The sequence below is a fragment of the Pseudomonas sp. 22490 genome (assembly GCF_052044465.1).
GTDB classification, from domain to species: domain Bacteria; phylum Pseudomonadota; class Gammaproteobacteria; order Pseudomonadales; family Pseudomonadaceae; genus Pseudomonas; species Pseudomonas aeruginosa.
The window spans coordinates 77,019-93,512 of the sequence record NZ_JBQENS010000002.1; the positions used below are offsets into that span (position 1 = coordinate 77,019).

The following is a 16,494-nucleotide window of genomic DNA, read 5'->3' on the forward strand; positions in this document are numbered from 1 at the left end:
ATGCCAGCCGTCAAAGTAAAAGAGAACGAACCCTTCGACGTAGCCCTGCGTCGTTTCAAGCGCTCCTGCGAAAAAGCAGGTGTACTGGCTGAAGTTCGCAGCCGCGAGTTCTACGAGAAGCCCACTGCCGAGCGCAAGCGCAAGGCCGCTGCCGCAGTGAAGCGCCACGCGAAGAAAGTACAGCGCGAACAGCGCCGTCGCGAGCGCCTGTACTGATCCACTCGACGCCCACGCGTCAGTGATCGTGCCTCAGCCCGGCCCCGGCCGGGCTTTCGGCTTTCCGCCATGAGCGAAATCAAATCCCGCCTCCTCGACGCCGTCAAGGTCGCCATGCGCGCCCAGGACAAGCCGCGGCTGACCACGTTGCGCCTGGCCCTCGCGGACATCAAGCGCGTCGAAGTCGACGAACGCATCGAGGTGGATGACGCCCGAGCCCTGCTGATCCTCGACCGGATGATCAAGCAGCGCCGCGACGCCCAGCGCCAGTTCAGCGACGCCGGCCGCCAGGACCTCGCCGAGGTCGAGGCTGCCGAGATCCTCGTGCTCCAGGACTTCATGCCCAAGCCCCTGGACGACCATGATATCGACGCCCTGATCGAGCGCAGCATCGTCGACAGCGGCGCCCAGGGTCCGCAGGACATGGGCAAGGCGATGAACCTGCTGCGACCGCAGGTCCAGGGTCGCGTCGACATGGCACAGGTCAGCCAGCGCCTGAAGGCGCGCCTCTCCTCCTGAAACACCGCGCCGGCCTGATCGGCCCGGCGATAATTGCTATGCTGCCGCTCTGCGCCCACGCGCCGTCGTTTTCGAGAACACCATGGCCGGCCTGATACCGCAAAGCTTCATCGATGACCTGCTGAACCGCACCGACATCGTCGAGGTGGTGAGTTCACGCATCCAGCTGAAGAAAACCGGCAAGAACTACAGCGCCTGCTGCCCGTTCCACAAGGAAAAGACTCCCTCGTTCACCGTCAGCCCGGACAAGCAGTTCTACTACTGCTTCGGCTGCGGCGCCGGCGGCAACGCGCTCGGCTTCGTCATGGACCACGACCAGCTGGAGTTCCCCCAGGCGGTCGAGGAACTGGCCAAGCGTGCTGGCATGGACGTGCCGCGCGAGGAACGCGGCGGACGCGGGCACACGCCGCGCCAGCCGACCGACTCGCCGCTCTACCCGCTACTCAGCGCCGCCGCCGAGTTCTACAAGCAGGCGCTGAAAAGCCACCCGGCGCGCAAGGCCGCGGTGAACTACCTGAAGGGCCGCGGCCTGACCGGCGAGATCGCCCGCGACTTCGGCCTCGGCTTCGCCCCGCCCGGCTGGGACAACCTGCTCAAGCACCTGGGTGGCGACAACCTGCAACTCAAGGCCATGCTCGACGCCGGCCTGCTGGTGGAGAACAGCGACACCGGCAAGCGCTACGACCGCTTCCGCGATCGCGTGATGTTCCCGATCCGCGACAGCCGCGGGCGGATCATCGCCTTCGGCGGCCGGGTGCTCGGCGACGACAAGCCGAAGTACCTGAACTCCCCGGAGACTCCGGTCTTCCACAAGGGCCAGGAACTCTACGGACTCTACGAGGCCCGGCAGAAGAATCGCGACCTCGACGAGATCATGGTGGTCGAGGGCTACATGGATGTCATCGCCCTGGCCCAGCAAGGCATCCGCAACGCGGTGGCGACCCTCGGCACGGCGACCAGCGAGGAACACATCAAGCGCCTGTTCCGCCTGGTACCGAGCATCCTGTTCTGTTTCGACGGCGACCAGGCCGGGCGCAAGGCGGCCTGGCGCGCCCTGGAGTCGGTGCTGCCGAACCTGCAGGACGGCAAGCGCGTGCGCTTCCTGTTCCTCCCCGAGGGCGAGGACCCGGACAGCCTGGTACGCGCCGAGGGCGAGGATGCCTTCCGCGCACGCATCACCCAGCAGGCCCAGCCGCTGGCGGAGTACTTCTTCCAGCAACTGATGCTGGAGGCCGACCCCGCCACCCTGGAAGGCAAGGCCCACCTGGCGACCCTCGCCGCGCCGCTGCTGGAGAAGATTCCCGGGAACAACCTGCGCCTGCTGATGCGACAACGTCTGTCGGAAATCACCGGCCTGTCCGGCGAAAACATCGGACAACTGGCGCACCACAGCCCGCCGCCGTCGTCCATGGACCACGGAGCGAGCGGCGCCTTGGACGGCGACGACTATTTCGCCGCCAGCGCCTACTACGAGAACGAGCCCTCCCATGCGCCGTTCGACGCTGCGCCAGGCTATGGCGAGGCGCAACCGCGCAAGAGCTGGAACAAGGACAAGAAGCCCTGGGACGGCAAGAAGTGGGATGGCAAGAAGAAGTGGGACAAAGGCGGCCGCGGCGACTTCAAGACGCCGCAACGAACGCCGGTCAGCGTGGAGTCCACCACCCTCAACGCCCTGCGCACCTTGCTGCATCATCCGCAGTTGGCCTTGAAGGTCGACGATGCGGGCACCCTCGCCAGGGAGCAGGATACCTACGCCCAGTTGCTGGTGTCCCTGCTGGAAGCCCTGCAGAAGAACCCGCGGCAGAGCTCGATGCAACTCATCGCGCGCTGGCACGGCACACCCCAGGGCCGCCTGCTGCAGGCCCTGGGCGAGAAGGAGTGGCTGATCGTCCAGGAGAACCTTGAAAAGCAGTTCTTCGACACCATTACTAAACTCTCCGAGAGCCAGCGTTTCGGCGAGCGGGAGGAGCGTTTACGCAGCGTCATGCAGAAGAGCTACAGTGAACTGACCGATGAAGAGAAAGCCTTGCTCAGAGAGCACTACAGTGTTGCCGCTTCATCGCCTTCCCAGAGCTGAACTGGCGCCTCAGCCCAGGCATCAGGTATAATCCTCTGCTTATTTTTTGCCCGCCAAGACCTTCAGTGGATAGGGTGTTATGTCCGGAAAAGCGCAACAGCAATCTCGTCTGAAAGAGTTGATCGCCCGAGGCCGTGAGCAGGGATACCTGACTTACGCGGAGGTCAACGACCACCTGCCGGAGGATATTTCCGATCCGGAACAGGTGGAAGACATCATCCGCATGATCAACGACATGGGGATCAACGTATTCGAGACAGCCCCGGATGCGGATGCCCTGTTGCTGGCCGAGGCGGATACCGACGAAGCCGCAGCGGAAGAAGCCGCAGCGGCCCTGGCCGCGGTGGAAAGCGACATCGGTCGCACCACCGACCCGGTGCGCATGTACATGCGTGAAATGGGTACCGTGGAACTGCTGACCCGCGAAGGCGAGATCGAAATCGCCAAGCGCATCGAGGAAGGCATCCGCGAAGTGATGAGCGCCATCGCCCAGTTCCCGGGCACGGTGGACAGCATCCTGGCCGACTACAATCGCATCGTCGCCGAAGGCGGTCGCCTCTCCGACGTCCTCAGCGGCTATATCGATCCCGATGACGGCAGCCTGCCCGCCGAAGAGGTGGAGCCGGTCAACCTGAAGGACGATTCCGCCGACTCGAAAGAGAAGGACGACGAGGAAGAAGAAAGCGACGACAGCAGCGACAGCGACGACGAAGGCGACGGCGGTCCGGATCCGGAAGAAGCCCGCCTGCGTTTCACCGCGGTCTCCGAGCAGCTCGACAAGGCCAAGAAGGCCCTGAAGAAGCACGGTCGCGGCAGCAAGCAGGCCACCGCCGAACTCACCGGCCTGGCCGAGCTGTTCATGCCGATCAAGCTGGTGCCCAAGCAGTTCGACGCCCTGGTCGCCCGCGTGCGCTCCGCCCTGGAAGGCGTGCGCGCCCAGGAACGCGCCATCATGCAGCTCTGCGTGCGTGACGCGCGCATGCCGCGTGCCGACTTCCTGCGCCTGTTCCCGAACCACGAGACCGACGAGAAGTGGGTCGACAGCGTCCTGAAGAGCAAGCCGAAGTACGCCGAGGCCATCGAGCGCCTGCGCGACGACATCCTGCGCAACCAGCAGAAGCTGGCGGCCCTGGAAAGCGAGGTCGAGCTGACCGTCGCCGAGATCAAGGAAATCAACCGCGCGATGTCGATCGGCGAAGCCAAGGCTCGCCGGGCGAAGAAGGAAATGGTCGAGGCCAACCTGCGCCTGGTGATTTCCATCGCCAAGAAGTACACCAACCGCGGCCTGCAATTCCTCGACCTGATCCAGGAAGGCAACATCGGCCTGATGAAGGCGGTGGACAAGTTCGAATACCGTCGCGGCTACAAGTTCTCCACCTACGCCACCTGGTGGATTCGCCAGGCGATCACCCGTTCGATCGCCGACCAGGCACGCACCATCCGCATCCCGGTGCACATGATCGAGACGATCAACAAGCTCAACCGCATCTCCCGCCAGATGCTCCAGGAAATGGGTCGCGAGCCCACCCCGGAAGAGCTTGGCGAGCGCATGGACATGCCTGAGGACAAGATCCGCAAGGTACTGAAGATCGCCAAAGAGCCGATCTCCATGGAAACCCCGATCGGTGACGACGAAGATTCGCACCTGGGCGATTTCATCGAGGACTCCACCATGCAGTCGCCGATCGAGATGGCGACCAGCGAGAGCCTCAAGGAATCCACCCGCGAAGTCCTCGCCGGCCTCACTGCCCGGGAAGCCAAGGTGCTGCGCATGCGCTTCGGCATCGACATGAACACCGACCACACCCTCGAGGAAGTCGGCAAGCAGTTCGATGTGACCCGCGAGCGGATCCGCCAGATCGAAGCCAAGGCGCTGCGCAAGCTGCGCCATCCGTCGCGAAGCGAGCACCTGCGCTCCTTCCTCGACGAGTGACGAACGAACCCCCGGCCTGAAAAACCGGGGGTTTTTCTTTGCCGCTTGCCCCGCCGCCCGGCGTCTACACTTCCGCTTATATTCCCGTCCACCGCGAGACCGCCTCATGCAGCGTCTGCAGGCCGTGCTTCTCCTGTGTCTGGCCTGCTGCTGGCCGGGGCTGGCCGGCGCCCTCACGCTCACGCCCGAGGAACGGGCCTGGCTGGCCGAGCACCCGAGCATCCGCCTGGGCATGGACACCTCCTGGCCGCCATTCGAATACCGCGACGAACAGGGCCGCTACCAGGGACTCGCCGCCGGCTACATCGGCCTGCTACAGGAACGCCTAAGCGTCAGCCTGACGCCTGTCGAACCGAAGACCTGGACGCAGGTCCTGGAGCAGGCCAAGGACGGTCGGCTGGACCTGCTGCCCGGCATCATGGCTACCCCGGAGCGCCAGGAGTACCTGAGCTTCACCCGGCCCTACCTGGATTTCCCGATCATCATCCTGGCACGCAAGAACGGCCCGATGCCGAAGCGCATCGACGAGCTCTACGGGCTCAAGGTCGCGGTGGTCGACCACTATGCTCCTCACGAACTGCTGATCGCCCAGCATCCCGACCTCACCCTGCTGCCGCTGCCTTCGGTAGCGGCAGCCCTGCAGGCGCTGGCCACCGGCCAGGCCGACGCCTTCGTCGGCGACTTCGCCTCCAGCGTATGGAACCTCCGCCAGCTCAAGCTCAACGGCCTGGAGATCAGCGGCGAGACGCCATACCGCTACCAACTGGCGATGGCCGTGCCGCGCGGACAACAGATCCTCGCCGGGATCGTCGACAAGGTCCTCGCCGACCTCAGCGCCGAGGAGATCGAGCGACTCCAGGCCCCCTGGGTCGGCGGCCTGCTCGACCGACGTCCGGCCTGGCGCGAGATGGCGACCTACGGTCTTCCCATCGTCCTGCTGATCCTGGTCTCGGTCGCCATACTGCTGGCCATGAACCGCCGCCTGCGCCGCGAGGTGAGTCGCCGGCGGCAATTGGAGCGCGAACTGCGCGACAGCGAACAGCACTACCGGGGACTGGTGGAAAGCCTGAATGCCATCGCCTGGGAAATGCGCCTCGAGGAGAACCGCTTCACCTACGTCTCGCCCCACGCCGAACGCCTGCTCGGCTATCCCCTCGGCGAATGGCTGCAGCCGGGCTTCTGGCAGCGGACCCTGCACCCCATGGACGCCGAGTACGCCATCCACTACTGCATGAGCGAAAGCCAGGCCGGACGCGACCACAGCTTCGACTACCGGATGCTCGCCGCCGACGGCCGGGTAGTCTGGATTCGCGATCTGGTCACCCCGATCACGCAAGGCCGGGACCTGCTCCTGCGCGGTCTGATGATCGACATCACCGAGGCCAAGCTCACCGAGCAGGCCATGCGCCTGTCCGAACAGAAGTTCGCTTCGGTGTTCCACCACTGCCCGGACATGGTGGTACTGGCCAACGGCGCCGACGGCCGCTTCCTCGCGGTGAACAGCACCTTCGAGCAGCAGATCGGCATCGCCGCCGACGACGCCATCGGCAAGACCGCCACCAAGCTGGGCATCTGGGCACTCCCCGGCCTGGGCCCGCAGGTCCTGGAAAAGCTCGGCCACGGCAACCTGACCAACCTCGAGGTGCCCCTGCGGCGCCGCAATGGCAGTACCTTCAGCGCGCTGCTCAGCGCCCAGCACGTGGCCCTCGACCAGACCCCGGCGCTGGTGGTGGTGATCCGCGACATCACCCACCTGGTGGAGACCCAGGAACTGCTGCGGATCTCCGAGGAGAAGTTCGCCAACGCCTTCCATGCCTACCCCGACGGTCTGCTGATCAGCCGCCTCGAAGACGGCACGCTGATCGACGTGAACGAAGGCTTCACCCGTCTCACCGGCTACCGCCGCGACGAGGTCATCTCCCGCTCCACGCTCGAACTCGGCCTGTGGGTCGACACCGAGGACCGCAAGCGCCTGATCTCGCTGGTACGCCACCACACCCTGACCCAGGGCTTCACCGCCCCTGTACGGGACCGCAACGGTGGCATCCGCCAGTGCGAGATGTCCGCCCACCGGATCAGCATCGATGGCGAGGACTGCGTGCTGACCATCGCCCGCGATATCACCGAGCGCCAGCTCATGCAGGAGAAGCTGCAGCAGGCCGCCACCGTCTTCGAAAGCACCGCCGAAGGCGTGATGATCACCGATACCCGCCAACGCATCACCGCGGTCAACCGCGCCTTCAGCGAGATCACCGGCTACAGCGAGCAGGAGGCGCTGGGACGCTCGCCCAGCCTGCTCTCCTCCGGACAACACGACTCCAGCTTCTACCTCGCCATGTGGAACCAGCTGGAGCGCGACGGGCACTGGCAGGGCGAGATCTGGAACCGACGCAAGACCGGCGAGCTGTACCCCGAATGGCTGACCATCAGCGCGGTACACAATCCGCAGGGCGAGATCACCCACTTCGTCGGCGTCTTCGCCGATATCTCCACCCTCAAGTACGCCCAGGCCCGGCTCGACTACCAGGCCCACCACGATCCGCTCACTGGCCTGCCCAATCGCCTGCTGTTCGAGAGCCGGCTCAATCACGCCCTCGACGAGGCCCGCGAAGAGAGTCGTCCCGGCGCCGTGCTGTTCATCGACCTGGACCGCTTCAAGCACATCAACGACAGCCTCGGCCATCCCATCGGCGACCTGCTGCTCAAGGCCATCGCCGAACGCCTGCGCGACCAGTTGCGCGACGTCGATACCGTGGCCCGCCTGGGGGGCGACGAATTCATCATCCTGCTCCCCGGCCTGCACCAGGAAAGCGACGCCGAGCACGTCGCGCGCAAGCTGCTGAATGCCTTCACCGCGCCGTTCCAGGCCGACGGTCATGAATTCTTCGTCAGCGCCAGCGTCGGCATCGCCCTGTTCCCCAAGGACGGCGACGACGCCCCGACCCTGGTGAAGAACGCCGACGCCGCCATGTACCGCGCCAAGTCGCGGGGCCGCAGCCGCATCGAGTACTACACCCGCGAACTGACCTACCTGGCCACCGAGCGCATGGCGCTGGAAACCGAACTGCGCCGCGCCCTCGAGCGCGACGAGTTGCAGCTCTACTACCAACCCAAGCTGAGCCTGGAGAGCGGCTTGCTGGTCGGCGCCGAGGCGCTGGTGCGCTGGTACCATCCGCTGTTCGGGGAGATTTCCCCGGAGCGCTTCATCCCCCTCGCCGAGGATTGCGGCCTGATCCTGCCCCTCGGCGACTGGGTGCTGGAACACGCCTGCCAGCAGATGGGCGAATGGCAAAAGCTGCACGCGCCGTTCGGCCCGCTGTCGGTCAACCTCGCCGGCGCCCAGCTCGGCCAGCCGCAACTGATCGAACGCCTCGAGCAATTGCTGGAGCAGTCCGGCCTGGAACCGTCGCGGCTGCAACTGGAAATCACCGAGAGCTTCATCATGAACCAGACCGAGGAGGCCCTCGCCGTCCTCCACGGGCTCAAGCGTCTCGGCGTACAGCTGGCGATCGACGACTTCGGCACCGGCTACTCCTCGCTCAGCTACCTCAAGCGCCTGCCGCTGGACATCCTGAAGATCGACAAGTCGTTCATCCGCGGCCTTCCCGACGATCCCCACGATGCCGCCATCACCCGCGCCATCATCGCCCTCGGCCGCAGCATGCAGCTCACGGTGATCGCCGAAGGCGTGGAAACCGAAGGTCAGCAGAGCTTCCTCACCCACGAAGGCTGCGAGCAGATCCAGGGCTTCGTCCTCAGTCCGCCGCTGCCCGCCGAGCTGTTCGCCAGCAAATTCCTCAAACCGCGCCAGCCGATTGGCGCTCCCCGAGAAGCGCCGGTATAATCCGCCGACCTTCTGGGGGCCTATAGCTCAGTCGGTTAGAGCAGAGGACTCATAATCCTTTGGTCCACGGTTCGAGTCCGTGTGGGCCCACCACCTTCAAAGCCGCGCACTGCGCGGCTTTTCTCTTTCCGGATATCTGCATTTGGTATTTCACAGAATACCAACGTCCACAAATCGTCCACAGCCTCACTCTAATTCGCCTCGCGCCCACGATGCCCATGCGGTAAAACCAAGGCTGCCAATACCGGCGAAAACGATATGGAGCAATCATGACTGAGGAAAATCAGAAACCAAGCTGGCACCCCGGGATGGTCGAAAGCCTAGCGGATCCAGTTTTTCACCGCATGGAGTGGAACGGTCGCACCACCGATTGGTTTCTCCAAGACCAAGTTAAGCTGGCCAACTCCCTCAACTTATCTATCAGCATTACGCTGTTCACCGCAGGAGGGATGATCACCGGGTATCTGATCGGTGCTGAGGAATATTTCAGGTTGTACGCCGAATCGTTCTCATCGGCCTTCACAGAAGAAGTGCGCGAAAACATCCGGGCAGGGATTGAAGCCAGAGGCAATACCCCCCCAACTCAAAACGAGAATGAGATAGAGCCTTCGCCACAGTTCCTGCACCTAAAGGGTGCCAAACTGTGTACTCCAGGCGGGCAAATCCCATCCGACCCAGGATTTCTCTGGAGAGGTACCATCGCCTCTATTTCAGGATTTGCACTAGGCTCGCTGTCCAGCTAATGACTGCAAACCCAGTGGCACAGCTGCTACTGGGTTTCGAGCGCCGGCGATATATGCAGACCGCGAATCGTCCACATCAGCGAACTCGGGTAAGGTATTTCCTTGTGACCCAGCCCTCAATCACATACCCGTCACGCTCGAACGATACTTCCAGCCAGTCACGATCATCACGACTCACAACGGCAACAACCAGCCCTTTGGGTAACTGAGTGATGATTTCTGACCTCATACCTGGCGCTGACCGAAGATTCACATTTTCTCGACTCACGATACGAACGTGCGACGCAGGCGCTCCACAGAGCCTCGTTCTGACGAATTTTCGAGTATCGGCAAGTGTGTCGCTGGGTGAAAGACGACTGTTGATATCGCATATCCCTTCCCGAAGATCATTCCAATGAATCCCCCCCTGGATCAGCGCATTGATCATCAAGATCAACACCCAAAGAATGAGGTTTGTGGGTAGAGCAGACCAAGGAGAAGGGCGCTGTACCTGGCCACCACGCGCCTCACCTACCAGAGCGGGAAGTGCCCCCGATGCCCACCCGCTTTGCACCTCGGGTGGCTCTTGGGGTAACCCGATATCGACACCTCGTCCTTGCAGTTCAGTCAGGATCGAACCAATGACACCGCCGGGCATTTCGGGTGTAGAGCGTGGAATATCCTGAAAAGCACGCGTGCCATCCAAATACTCCAGAGCAATAGAGCGCGTGCTGCCGCCGAGCAAAGATGAAAGCCCATCACTTTCAGCTTCATGAAGCATCCTACGGGCCTGTGCCACAAGGGAATCAGTCGCATCAATGTCGATGCCCCTGGCTGTTTCCCTTTCCTTGATCGCCTCTAGGAAGTCCTCCCATCGGAGCTTTGTGGACTTGGTTATGTAGTATTTCAGGGTTTTCTGCATGTCGAACGCTGGCCAGCGAGCCATTGCTAGATCAAATATCGCTCGGCTCTCTGCGCTCCATTTTTCCAAGCCACCTATGTCATCCACAACCACCCCCTGTGTGTGCCTACTGATGCCTAAGTTTTGCCAGCGGATTTAGATTAACCACATCAGCCAGGTGCCCCGGGCTGAAATGGGCGTACTTCTGCGTCATCGCCAGGGTGGTGTGCCCCAGTACGCGCTGCAGGGTCAGGATGTCGCCGCCGTTCATCATGTAGTGGCTAGCGAAGGTGTGGCGTAGAACGTGGGTTAGCTGGCCATCCGGAAGATCCAGCCCGATCTGTTCCACCACTTTGCGGAAAAAATTGTAGCCAGGCCGAAACGGCAGGGCGGCCTGCAGCGCTTCCTGCAGATCCTTGGTGATCGGCACGGATCTGTTTTTGCTGCTTTTCGTCTTGCTGTAGTGGATCAACCCACTGCGCACCTGGCGCGGCTGCAGTGCTTCCGCTTCGCCCCAGCGGGCACCAGTGGCCAGGCACACCTGGGCAATCAGCCCAGCATCGGATTCAGTGGCCGCCAGGGCCGTCAGCAGCGTGTCTATCTGGTCGCCCGACAGGTAAGCCATTTCGGCTTCGTCGAACTTCAACGCCCGCACCTTCTCCAGCGGGTTTTCCCCCGACCATTCGCCCAAGCGCTCTAGCTCATTGAACACCGCACGCAGGTAGGCCAGTTCGTGGTTCAGCATGTTGGCGCTGATCGGCTTCGGCTTATCGTCCGCTTTGCTGAGCCCGCGCCCGGGCTTCGCCCTGGTGTGCTTCCCCTCGGCCCGCTCTGCGCGGTAGGTGGCAAAGTGGTTTGCGGTGAACTTGAACACCTTCGGGTCGCCCATGCGCTTGGCCATGGCCAGCAGCAGCGCCAGACGTTGCTCGCCCGTTTTGAGGTTTTGCCCGTGCAGGGTGTACCAGCGCTCGATTAGCTCAGACAGCCGGCGCTCGTCCAGCTTGGGTTTCTTCTCGAACTCACCTTTTGCACCATCACCCATGGTGCGGTTGAGGAACACCTGGGCTTCGTTTTTGGTGCGGAACTTTCGGCGGATCCGTGGCCCGCTTCGACCTTCTGGCCTGCAGTCGACCAGCCATTTTCCGTCTGGCTGCTTTTCAATCGACACGGGATTACACCGGGCTGATCTGCCCGGCCTCCGGGGCGGTCTGGTCGGCCATCAGCCACAGGGTGTACTTGGTGAAAGTCGGGTGACTGGCGACCTTGGCCAGAGCCAGGCCACTGATATCAACCCGGCGGGCCAGCTCGTAGTTTTTCAGCGTGTCGAGGCTGAGCCCCACCAGCTCGGCCATCTGCGGCTGAGTCAGCTTTTCCCGATTGCGCATCAGGCGCAGCTTTTCGCCCAGTTTCATTGGCCGATCACCGGACTGATCTGGCCGCACTCCGGGGCCACTTCATCGGTGACCAGCCACAGCGCGTACTTCTTGAAGCGCGGGTGCATGGTGACTTTCAGCAGTTCAATGGAGCTGACCGACTTGCTGCGCGCGTATTCGTAGGCCTTCCACGTTTCCATTTTTACGCCGGTGATTTCGCAAATTTCTGCCTGCGTCAGGCGCTCTGTCAGGCGCACTTCCTTGAGCTTTTGTCCGAGTTCCATCTTGCCCCCTTGACTTTGTGTATGTTCATACATAGCCTGTGTATGTCGATACACATTAACGGCATATATACACACGGAGCTTAGCAAATGCAGATCACGATAGACACGCCCTACACCACAGTGCGCGAGCTTTCCCGCCGCTCCGGGCAGTCAGAACGCACCATCCGGAACGAGATCGAGAAAGGCCGGATCCTGATTCGTGAAAAGACCGAAGGCAGCAAGGAAGCCGTGCTGGTGAACATGATTCACCTGGCGATTGAGGCAGCAGAGCAGGCCGAGCGCGTCCGCGCCGAGCAGGGCAGCCGCAAGTCCGGCACGCGCTAAGGGGGCCGGCACATGCAATTCGAGGATATCTATCGTCTGGAAGTGGTCGCGGCCCTTGAGCACGACCACCAGCTGGACTTCAAGGACATTGGCGACAAGTACCTGCAGAAAGGGGTTTGCCCTGGCTGTGGTGAACGCACGCTGTACATCGCCCGCAAGCAGCCCTACCAGCTCAAGTGCAACCGGCTGAACGAATGCCAGTTCGAGGAAAAAACCCGCGAGCGCTACAGCTACCTGTTCGAGAACCTGAGCGAGCGTTTCCCGCGCACCGAGCTGAACCCCAACGCCACCGCCGACGCCTACCTGCAGCGCAACCGTGGCTTTGATATCAGCAAGCTGGCGGGCTGGTATGAGCAGGCCAAGCGCAGGGTAAAGCCCGGCGACTACATGGCCGACACCGTGCGCTTTCCGCTGTGCGACGGGTACTGGGAACGCATCATTGACGCCAAGGCCGTGGCCGATAATAGCGGCGACAAAGCCGGCATCAAGTTCGGCATGAGCTACAAGGGCAACGGCTGGACGCCGCCGGGCCAGACCATCGAAAAGAACGACCGGGTGTACATCGTGGAAGGCATCTTCCACGCCATTGCCCTGCACCTGGCCGGCTACAAGGTGATTGCCAGCATCAGCTGCAACAACTTCCCGTGGGCTCTGATCGAGGCCAACAAGGGCAAGCTGGTCACCTGGGTGATTGCCCTGGACGACGACAAGGCCGGGCGGTCGGTGATCCCGAAATACCTGACCATGATCCGCAGCATGAAGGAAATCGGCTGGGTGGCACTGGCCGGTGAACGCGACTGGGACGACGTGTACCGCGACGGCCAGCTGAACGACGAATTCATGGAAGAAGCCTGCTATCAGGGCCGCCTGTTCAGCGCCACCAGCGCGATGAAAAAGGCTTACCTGCTGTACACCAAAAAGCCCCGTGGCTTCTTTCTGGTGGAGTTCGGCAGCCGCTTGTTCTCCGCCCGCGTCAACCTGACCGAGCTGCAGAAGGATCTGGACGGTGACGACGTGGAAGGCCACCAGCCCGAGTTTGCCAAGCACACCACCATCACCCAGGTGGCCAACTGTGTGCCGAAGTTTGAGTACATCGAGAAGGACGCAACCACCAGCGAGCAGCGCTACTTCTTCCAGTTCAACTTCCCCAACGTCCGGCAAACCTGCAAGGAACCCCTGACACCAAGCGCCATCACCGACCCCCGCGGCTTCGCCAAGGCGATGTTCGAGCGCACCCCCGGCGGCATGTTTGAAGGCGGCGAGCGCGTGCTGACCATGCTGAAAAGTGAATGGTTCAAGGACGTGCGCACCGTTCGCACGCTGCCCTTTGTCGGCTATGACGATGTGAGCGGGGCCTACTGCTACCCCGGGTTCGGCTTCCACAAGGGCAACGAAGTGCTGGTGAACGACCACGGCTTTCTTGACGTGGGGGCCGACGGCTTGAAGACCTCAACCCGCAGCTACCCCGTGGTGCGCGGCAAGGACTTCGACCCCAGCTGGTTTGCCGACTTCCTGGCGGTGTTCTCGTTGAACGGCCTGGCCATGCTGGCCTGGTGGACGGGCACCCTGTTTGCCGAACAGATCCGCGCCAAGCATGCCAGCTGGCCCTTTATGGAACTGACCGGCGTGGCCGGATCCGGCAAGTCCACCCTGCTGCGTTTCCTGTGGCGCTTGGTCGGCCGCAAGGACGAGGAAGGCATTAAGCCCAGCGGCAGCGGTGCGAGCGCCATCGGCCTGCTGCGTGCCCTGGCCGGCGTCAGCAACCTTCCGGTGGTGCTGCTGGAGTCCGACAAGGAAACCATCGACGCCCACGGGCGGATCCTGACCGTGCAGTACAACTGGGACGAAATCAAACCCTTGTTCGACTACAAGGCCAAGCTGCGGGTGATGGGCGTCAAGAGCGCCAACAGCGACACCGAATCGCTGATTTTCCGGGGTGCGGTGTGCATTTCGCAGAACACCAGCGTGGACGGTTCTGAGGCCATCCTGACCCGCATCACCTACCTGCACATGACCCTGGAACACCACAGCGCGGATCTGAAACCCCTGGCCGACCGCCTGAAAGCCATGGAGGTGGAAGACCTGGCCGGCTACCTGCGCGCGGTGCTGAACCGTGAAAAGGAGTGGCTGCAGCACTACTTCGAGGCCTTCCGGACGTATGAGCAACGCTTTCAGGCCCTGGGTGGCGTCACCCACAGCCGCATCGTGCTGTGCCACGCCCAGGTGATGGCCGCCGCCAAGGCTACCCAGGCGCTGTTCCCTGGTTGGACTGACCGCAAGCTGGAAGAACTGGCCAGGCACATGGAAAGCCGCGCCCTGGAGCGTCAGCAGCGCTGCAGCGCCGAGCATCCGACCGCCGCCCAGTTCTGGCAGATCTACCACTACCTGAACGAACAGGTGGTGACGATCACCGACGCCGACGGCACCCGCGAAGAGATCCGCGAAACGCTGAACCACAGCACGGATCGAGACGTGATTGCCATCAACCTCAACCACTTCCAGCAGGTGTGCAAACAGGCAGGGCAGGAAGTGATCCCCAACGTGCTGCTGCAGCGCGCCCTGCGCCAGAGCCGCACCCACCCCTTTATCGAAAGTAGGAAGGCCCACTCGAAGATTGAGCGCCGGAGCATCAACTGCTGGCTGTTTAAGAGGAAAGCCTGAGCAGTGGAATTCGTGGGGGTTCACCGGGGCCTGTGTGGGTTTCAAGCGGTAAGGCTCTGTTTCTGTGTAATCCCTTCATCTGTCTGGAATATCTGGAAGGTTTATAGGTAACCCAATGAATACAAGCACTTACAGCTGCTCAGCAACTCTTATGCCACTGGAAGGCGTTGGAAGGTTTTTCCTTCCACCACCTTCCACCGACCTTCCACTTTTTGCTTTTTCGGCTGAATCCGCTGAAAGCCGCGCAGCACTAGGCGTCCAGAGCTTCCGCGCGGTGCCGACCTTCCACCACCTTCCACCCCAGGTGGAAGGCCGTGAAAAAAACCTGAGCCAGCAACCGCGCGGGCTCCAGCACATCACGACTACCGACCTTCCACTTATTCCAGACATGCAGGGGGACTTCCCGCCGCATTCCTTTTTTCGGGGGTGGCCATGGCCGAACTGAACCCCGACGACGAGCACCGCCGCGAGTGTCTGGCGCGCCACATGCTCCGCAACTGGACGTTCGACGAGATCCGCGACTGGCTGAAAAAGCCCAAGAGAACCGAGGCCTACCGCGAAGACATGCGGGCCAGGCTGAACCGACTGAAACAGGAGAACCGCAAGCGATGAACCACGAACTGAGCAACCTGATGGAAATCGAGAAACCCCGCACCGCACCGCAGTGCTGCCCGCTCGACGCCAGCAACCTGCGCCCCGCCATCGACTTTCCGCACTGGTGGCAGCGTGCTGCCGTACTGGTCGGCCTGCCGGCCTCCGCCGGCCTGGAGTCCGTGAGCGTGGTTGGCGCGGGCCTGCCGCTGCTGCTGAAACGGCTGTTCAGCCTTGACGATCTGTCGCGCCGCGCCCTGCTGGTGACCATGGCCTGCCTGGTCAATCCGGACAGCGCCGCCTGGCTTTGCCGCGAAACGGGCTTTCACTTCGGACAGCTGGCCGCCGGCCAGCTCGACGACGAGGTGTTCCAAGTGCTGGTCGGCCTGCTGGCCACCTTCCCCACCATCAAGAGCGAATGAGCCATGAACAAGAGCATCAGTGAACAGATCCGCGAGGCCAAGGCCTACCAGCAGCAACGCCAGGCCCTGATCACCACCGGCCTGCAGGCGCTGAATCGCCTGATCACCGTGGCGGTGCGCCCCACCGGCCAGGGCCGTGTGATCGGCCGCTTCCTGCTGGGCCTGTACAACGGGCCGGAATACCCCTTTGACCTGACCGAGCTGCGCGGCCTTGACCTGGCCAAGTTCGAGGACTGCCTGCGGGTGCTGATGATGGATTACAGCCCAGAGGTGGAGATTCACGAACGGGTGCCGAACGGCTTCGCCATCTGGGCCGAGCTGGTGGCCATGTGGGCACCGAAGGGGGCGCGGGCGTGATCGTCTACTTCTGCGCGAACGGCATCAGCTCCGAGATGGGGCTGCCGTCTATCTATCTGGAGAACGCCAGGGCCGAGGATCTGGCCGAGCTGGCCGCCGGCATGTTCTGGCGAGAGCGCCAGGGCGAAGCCCCGTCGCTGGTGACGCTGATCCACCTGCAGGACGTGGACGGCAAAGACCTGGGGATTTTCGAGGTTCGGCGCGATATGCGCCCGATATTCACCGCCACGGCACTGCCGGCGGCGTGAAGGAACGGCGTCGAGGAACGGC

The 16,494-nt window shown here is 62.7% G+C and carries 16 protein-coding genes and 1 tRNA gene; 13 read left to right on the plus strand and 4 right to left on the minus strand.

Going from position 1 to position 16,494, the window contains the following annotated elements; genetic code table 11:
- The 7 genes from rpsU (at position 1) to ACTJJX_RS02435 (ending at position 9,332) form a co-directional block, all read left to right on the plus strand.
- Positions 1-216 carry a 30S ribosomal protein S21 gene (rpsU, locus tag ACTJJX_RS02405; protein WP_003085057.1) on the plus strand — a complete coding sequence of 72 codons (216 nt, stop codon included), beginning with the start codon at positions 1-3 and terminating at the stop codon, positions 214-216.
- Positions 217-285: 69 nt separating this feature from the next.
- The gene (locus ACTJJX_RS02410; protein WP_016852407.1) at positions 286-735 is read left to right on the plus strand and encodes a GatB/YqeY domain-containing protein; all 450 of its coding nucleotides are present in this window, start codon (positions 286-288) and stop codon (positions 733-735) included.
- Between the two features lie 82 nt (positions 736-817).
- Positions 818-2,812, plus strand: coding sequence for a DNA primase (gene dnaG / locus ACTJJX_RS02415; protein ID WP_003118894.1), 1,995 nt, complete (start codon positions 818-820; stop codon positions 2,810-2,812).
- Positions 2,813-2,891: 79 nt separating this feature from the next.
- Positions 2,892-4,745 (plus strand): RNA polymerase sigma factor RpoD, encoded by a 1,854-nt coding sequence (gene rpoD, locus ACTJJX_RS02420; RefSeq protein WP_003085035.1) that lies wholly within the window; start codon positions 2,892-2,894, stop codon positions 4,743-4,745.
- Between the two features lie 106 nt (positions 4,746-4,851).
- Complete coding sequence (locus ACTJJX_RS02425) at positions 4,852-8,589, plus strand: EAL domain-containing protein (RefSeq protein ID WP_016852406.1); 3,738 nt, start codon at positions 4,852-4,854, stop codon at positions 8,587-8,589.
- A 16-nt stretch (positions 8,590-8,605) separates the two neighbouring features.
- Positions 8,606-8,682: transfer RNA gene (locus tag ACTJJX_RS02430), tRNA-Ile, on the plus strand.
- 176 nt (positions 8,683-8,858) lie between these two features.
- Complete coding sequence (locus ACTJJX_RS02435; RefSeq protein ID WP_440781863.1) at positions 8,859-9,332, plus strand: hypothetical protein; 474 nt, start codon at positions 8,859-8,861, stop codon at positions 9,330-9,332.
- Positions 9,333-9,408: 76 nt separating this feature from the next.
- Here the strand turns inward: ACTJJX_RS02435 and ACTJJX_RS02440 are convergent, their stop codons facing one another.
- The 4 genes from ACTJJX_RS02440 to ACTJJX_RS02455 all read right to left on the minus strand — a co-directional run bounded on the left by ACTJJX_RS02440 (position 9,409) and on the right by ACTJJX_RS02455 (position 11,869).
- Positions 9,409-10,233, minus strand: a complete 825-nt coding sequence (locus ACTJJX_RS02440) for an SH3 domain-containing protein (RefSeq protein WP_440781864.1) — start codon at positions 10,231-10,233, stop codon at positions 9,409-9,411.
- A gap of 106 nt (positions 10,234-10,339) precedes the next feature.
- Positions 10,340-11,380 (minus strand): phage integrase, encoded by a 1,041-nt coding sequence (locus ACTJJX_RS02445; protein WP_440781865.1) that lies wholly within the window; start codon positions 11,378-11,380, stop codon positions 10,340-10,342.
- 4 nt (positions 11,381-11,384) lie between these two features.
- A complete protein-coding gene (locus tag ACTJJX_RS02450; RefSeq protein ID WP_440781866.1) occupies positions 11,385-11,624 on the minus strand; it encodes a helix-turn-helix domain-containing protein in 240 nt (79 codons plus the stop codon).
- Positions 11,621-11,869: a helix-turn-helix domain-containing protein gene (locus ACTJJX_RS02455; RefSeq protein ID WP_219806763.1), complete on the minus strand. Its 249-nt coding sequence runs from the start codon at positions 11,867-11,869 to the stop codon at positions 11,621-11,623. Before ACTJJX_RS02455 ends, ACTJJX_RS02450 begins: the two co-directional genes overlap by 4 nt.
- An 87-nt stretch (positions 11,870-11,956) precedes the next feature.
- Here ACTJJX_RS02455 and ACTJJX_RS02460 point away from each other — a divergent pair, with 87 nt between their 5' ends.
- The 6 genes from ACTJJX_RS02460 to ACTJJX_RS02485 all read left to right on the plus strand — a co-directional run bounded on the left by ACTJJX_RS02460 (position 11,957) and on the right by ACTJJX_RS02485 (position 16,472).
- On the plus strand, positions 11,957-12,193 hold the full coding sequence (locus ACTJJX_RS02460) for a hypothetical protein (protein WP_311163996.1): 237 nt from the start codon (positions 11,957-11,959) through the stop codon (positions 12,191-12,193).
- Positions 12,194-12,205: 12 nt separating this feature from the next.
- Positions 12,206-14,854 carry a toprim domain-containing protein gene (locus ACTJJX_RS02465; RefSeq protein ID WP_440781867.1) on the plus strand — a complete coding sequence of 883 codons (2,649 nt, stop codon included), beginning with the start codon at positions 12,206-12,208 and terminating at the stop codon, positions 14,852-14,854.
- A gap of 432 nt (positions 14,855-15,286) precedes the next feature.
- On the plus strand, positions 15,287-15,466 hold the full coding sequence (locus ACTJJX_RS02470) for a hypothetical protein (protein ID WP_145132911.1): 180 nt from the start codon (positions 15,287-15,289) through the stop codon (positions 15,464-15,466).
- A complete protein-coding gene (locus ACTJJX_RS02475) occupies positions 15,463-15,867 on the plus strand; it encodes a hypothetical protein (protein WP_440781868.1) in 405 nt (134 codons plus the stop codon). Before ACTJJX_RS02470 ends, ACTJJX_RS02475 begins: the two co-directional genes overlap by 4 nt.
- A 3-nt stretch (positions 15,868-15,870) precedes the next feature.
- Positions 15,871-16,224: a DUF7673 family protein gene (locus ACTJJX_RS02480; protein WP_440781869.1), complete on the plus strand. Its 354-nt coding sequence runs from the start codon at positions 15,871-15,873 to the stop codon at positions 16,222-16,224.
- On the plus strand, positions 16,221-16,472 hold the full coding sequence (locus ACTJJX_RS02485) for a hypothetical protein (protein ID WP_440781870.1): 252 nt from the start codon (positions 16,221-16,223) through the stop codon (positions 16,470-16,472). The genes ACTJJX_RS02480 and ACTJJX_RS02485 overlap by 4 nt, the downstream gene beginning before the upstream one ends.
- The last annotated feature ends 22 nt before the right edge of the window (positions 16,473-16,494 follow it).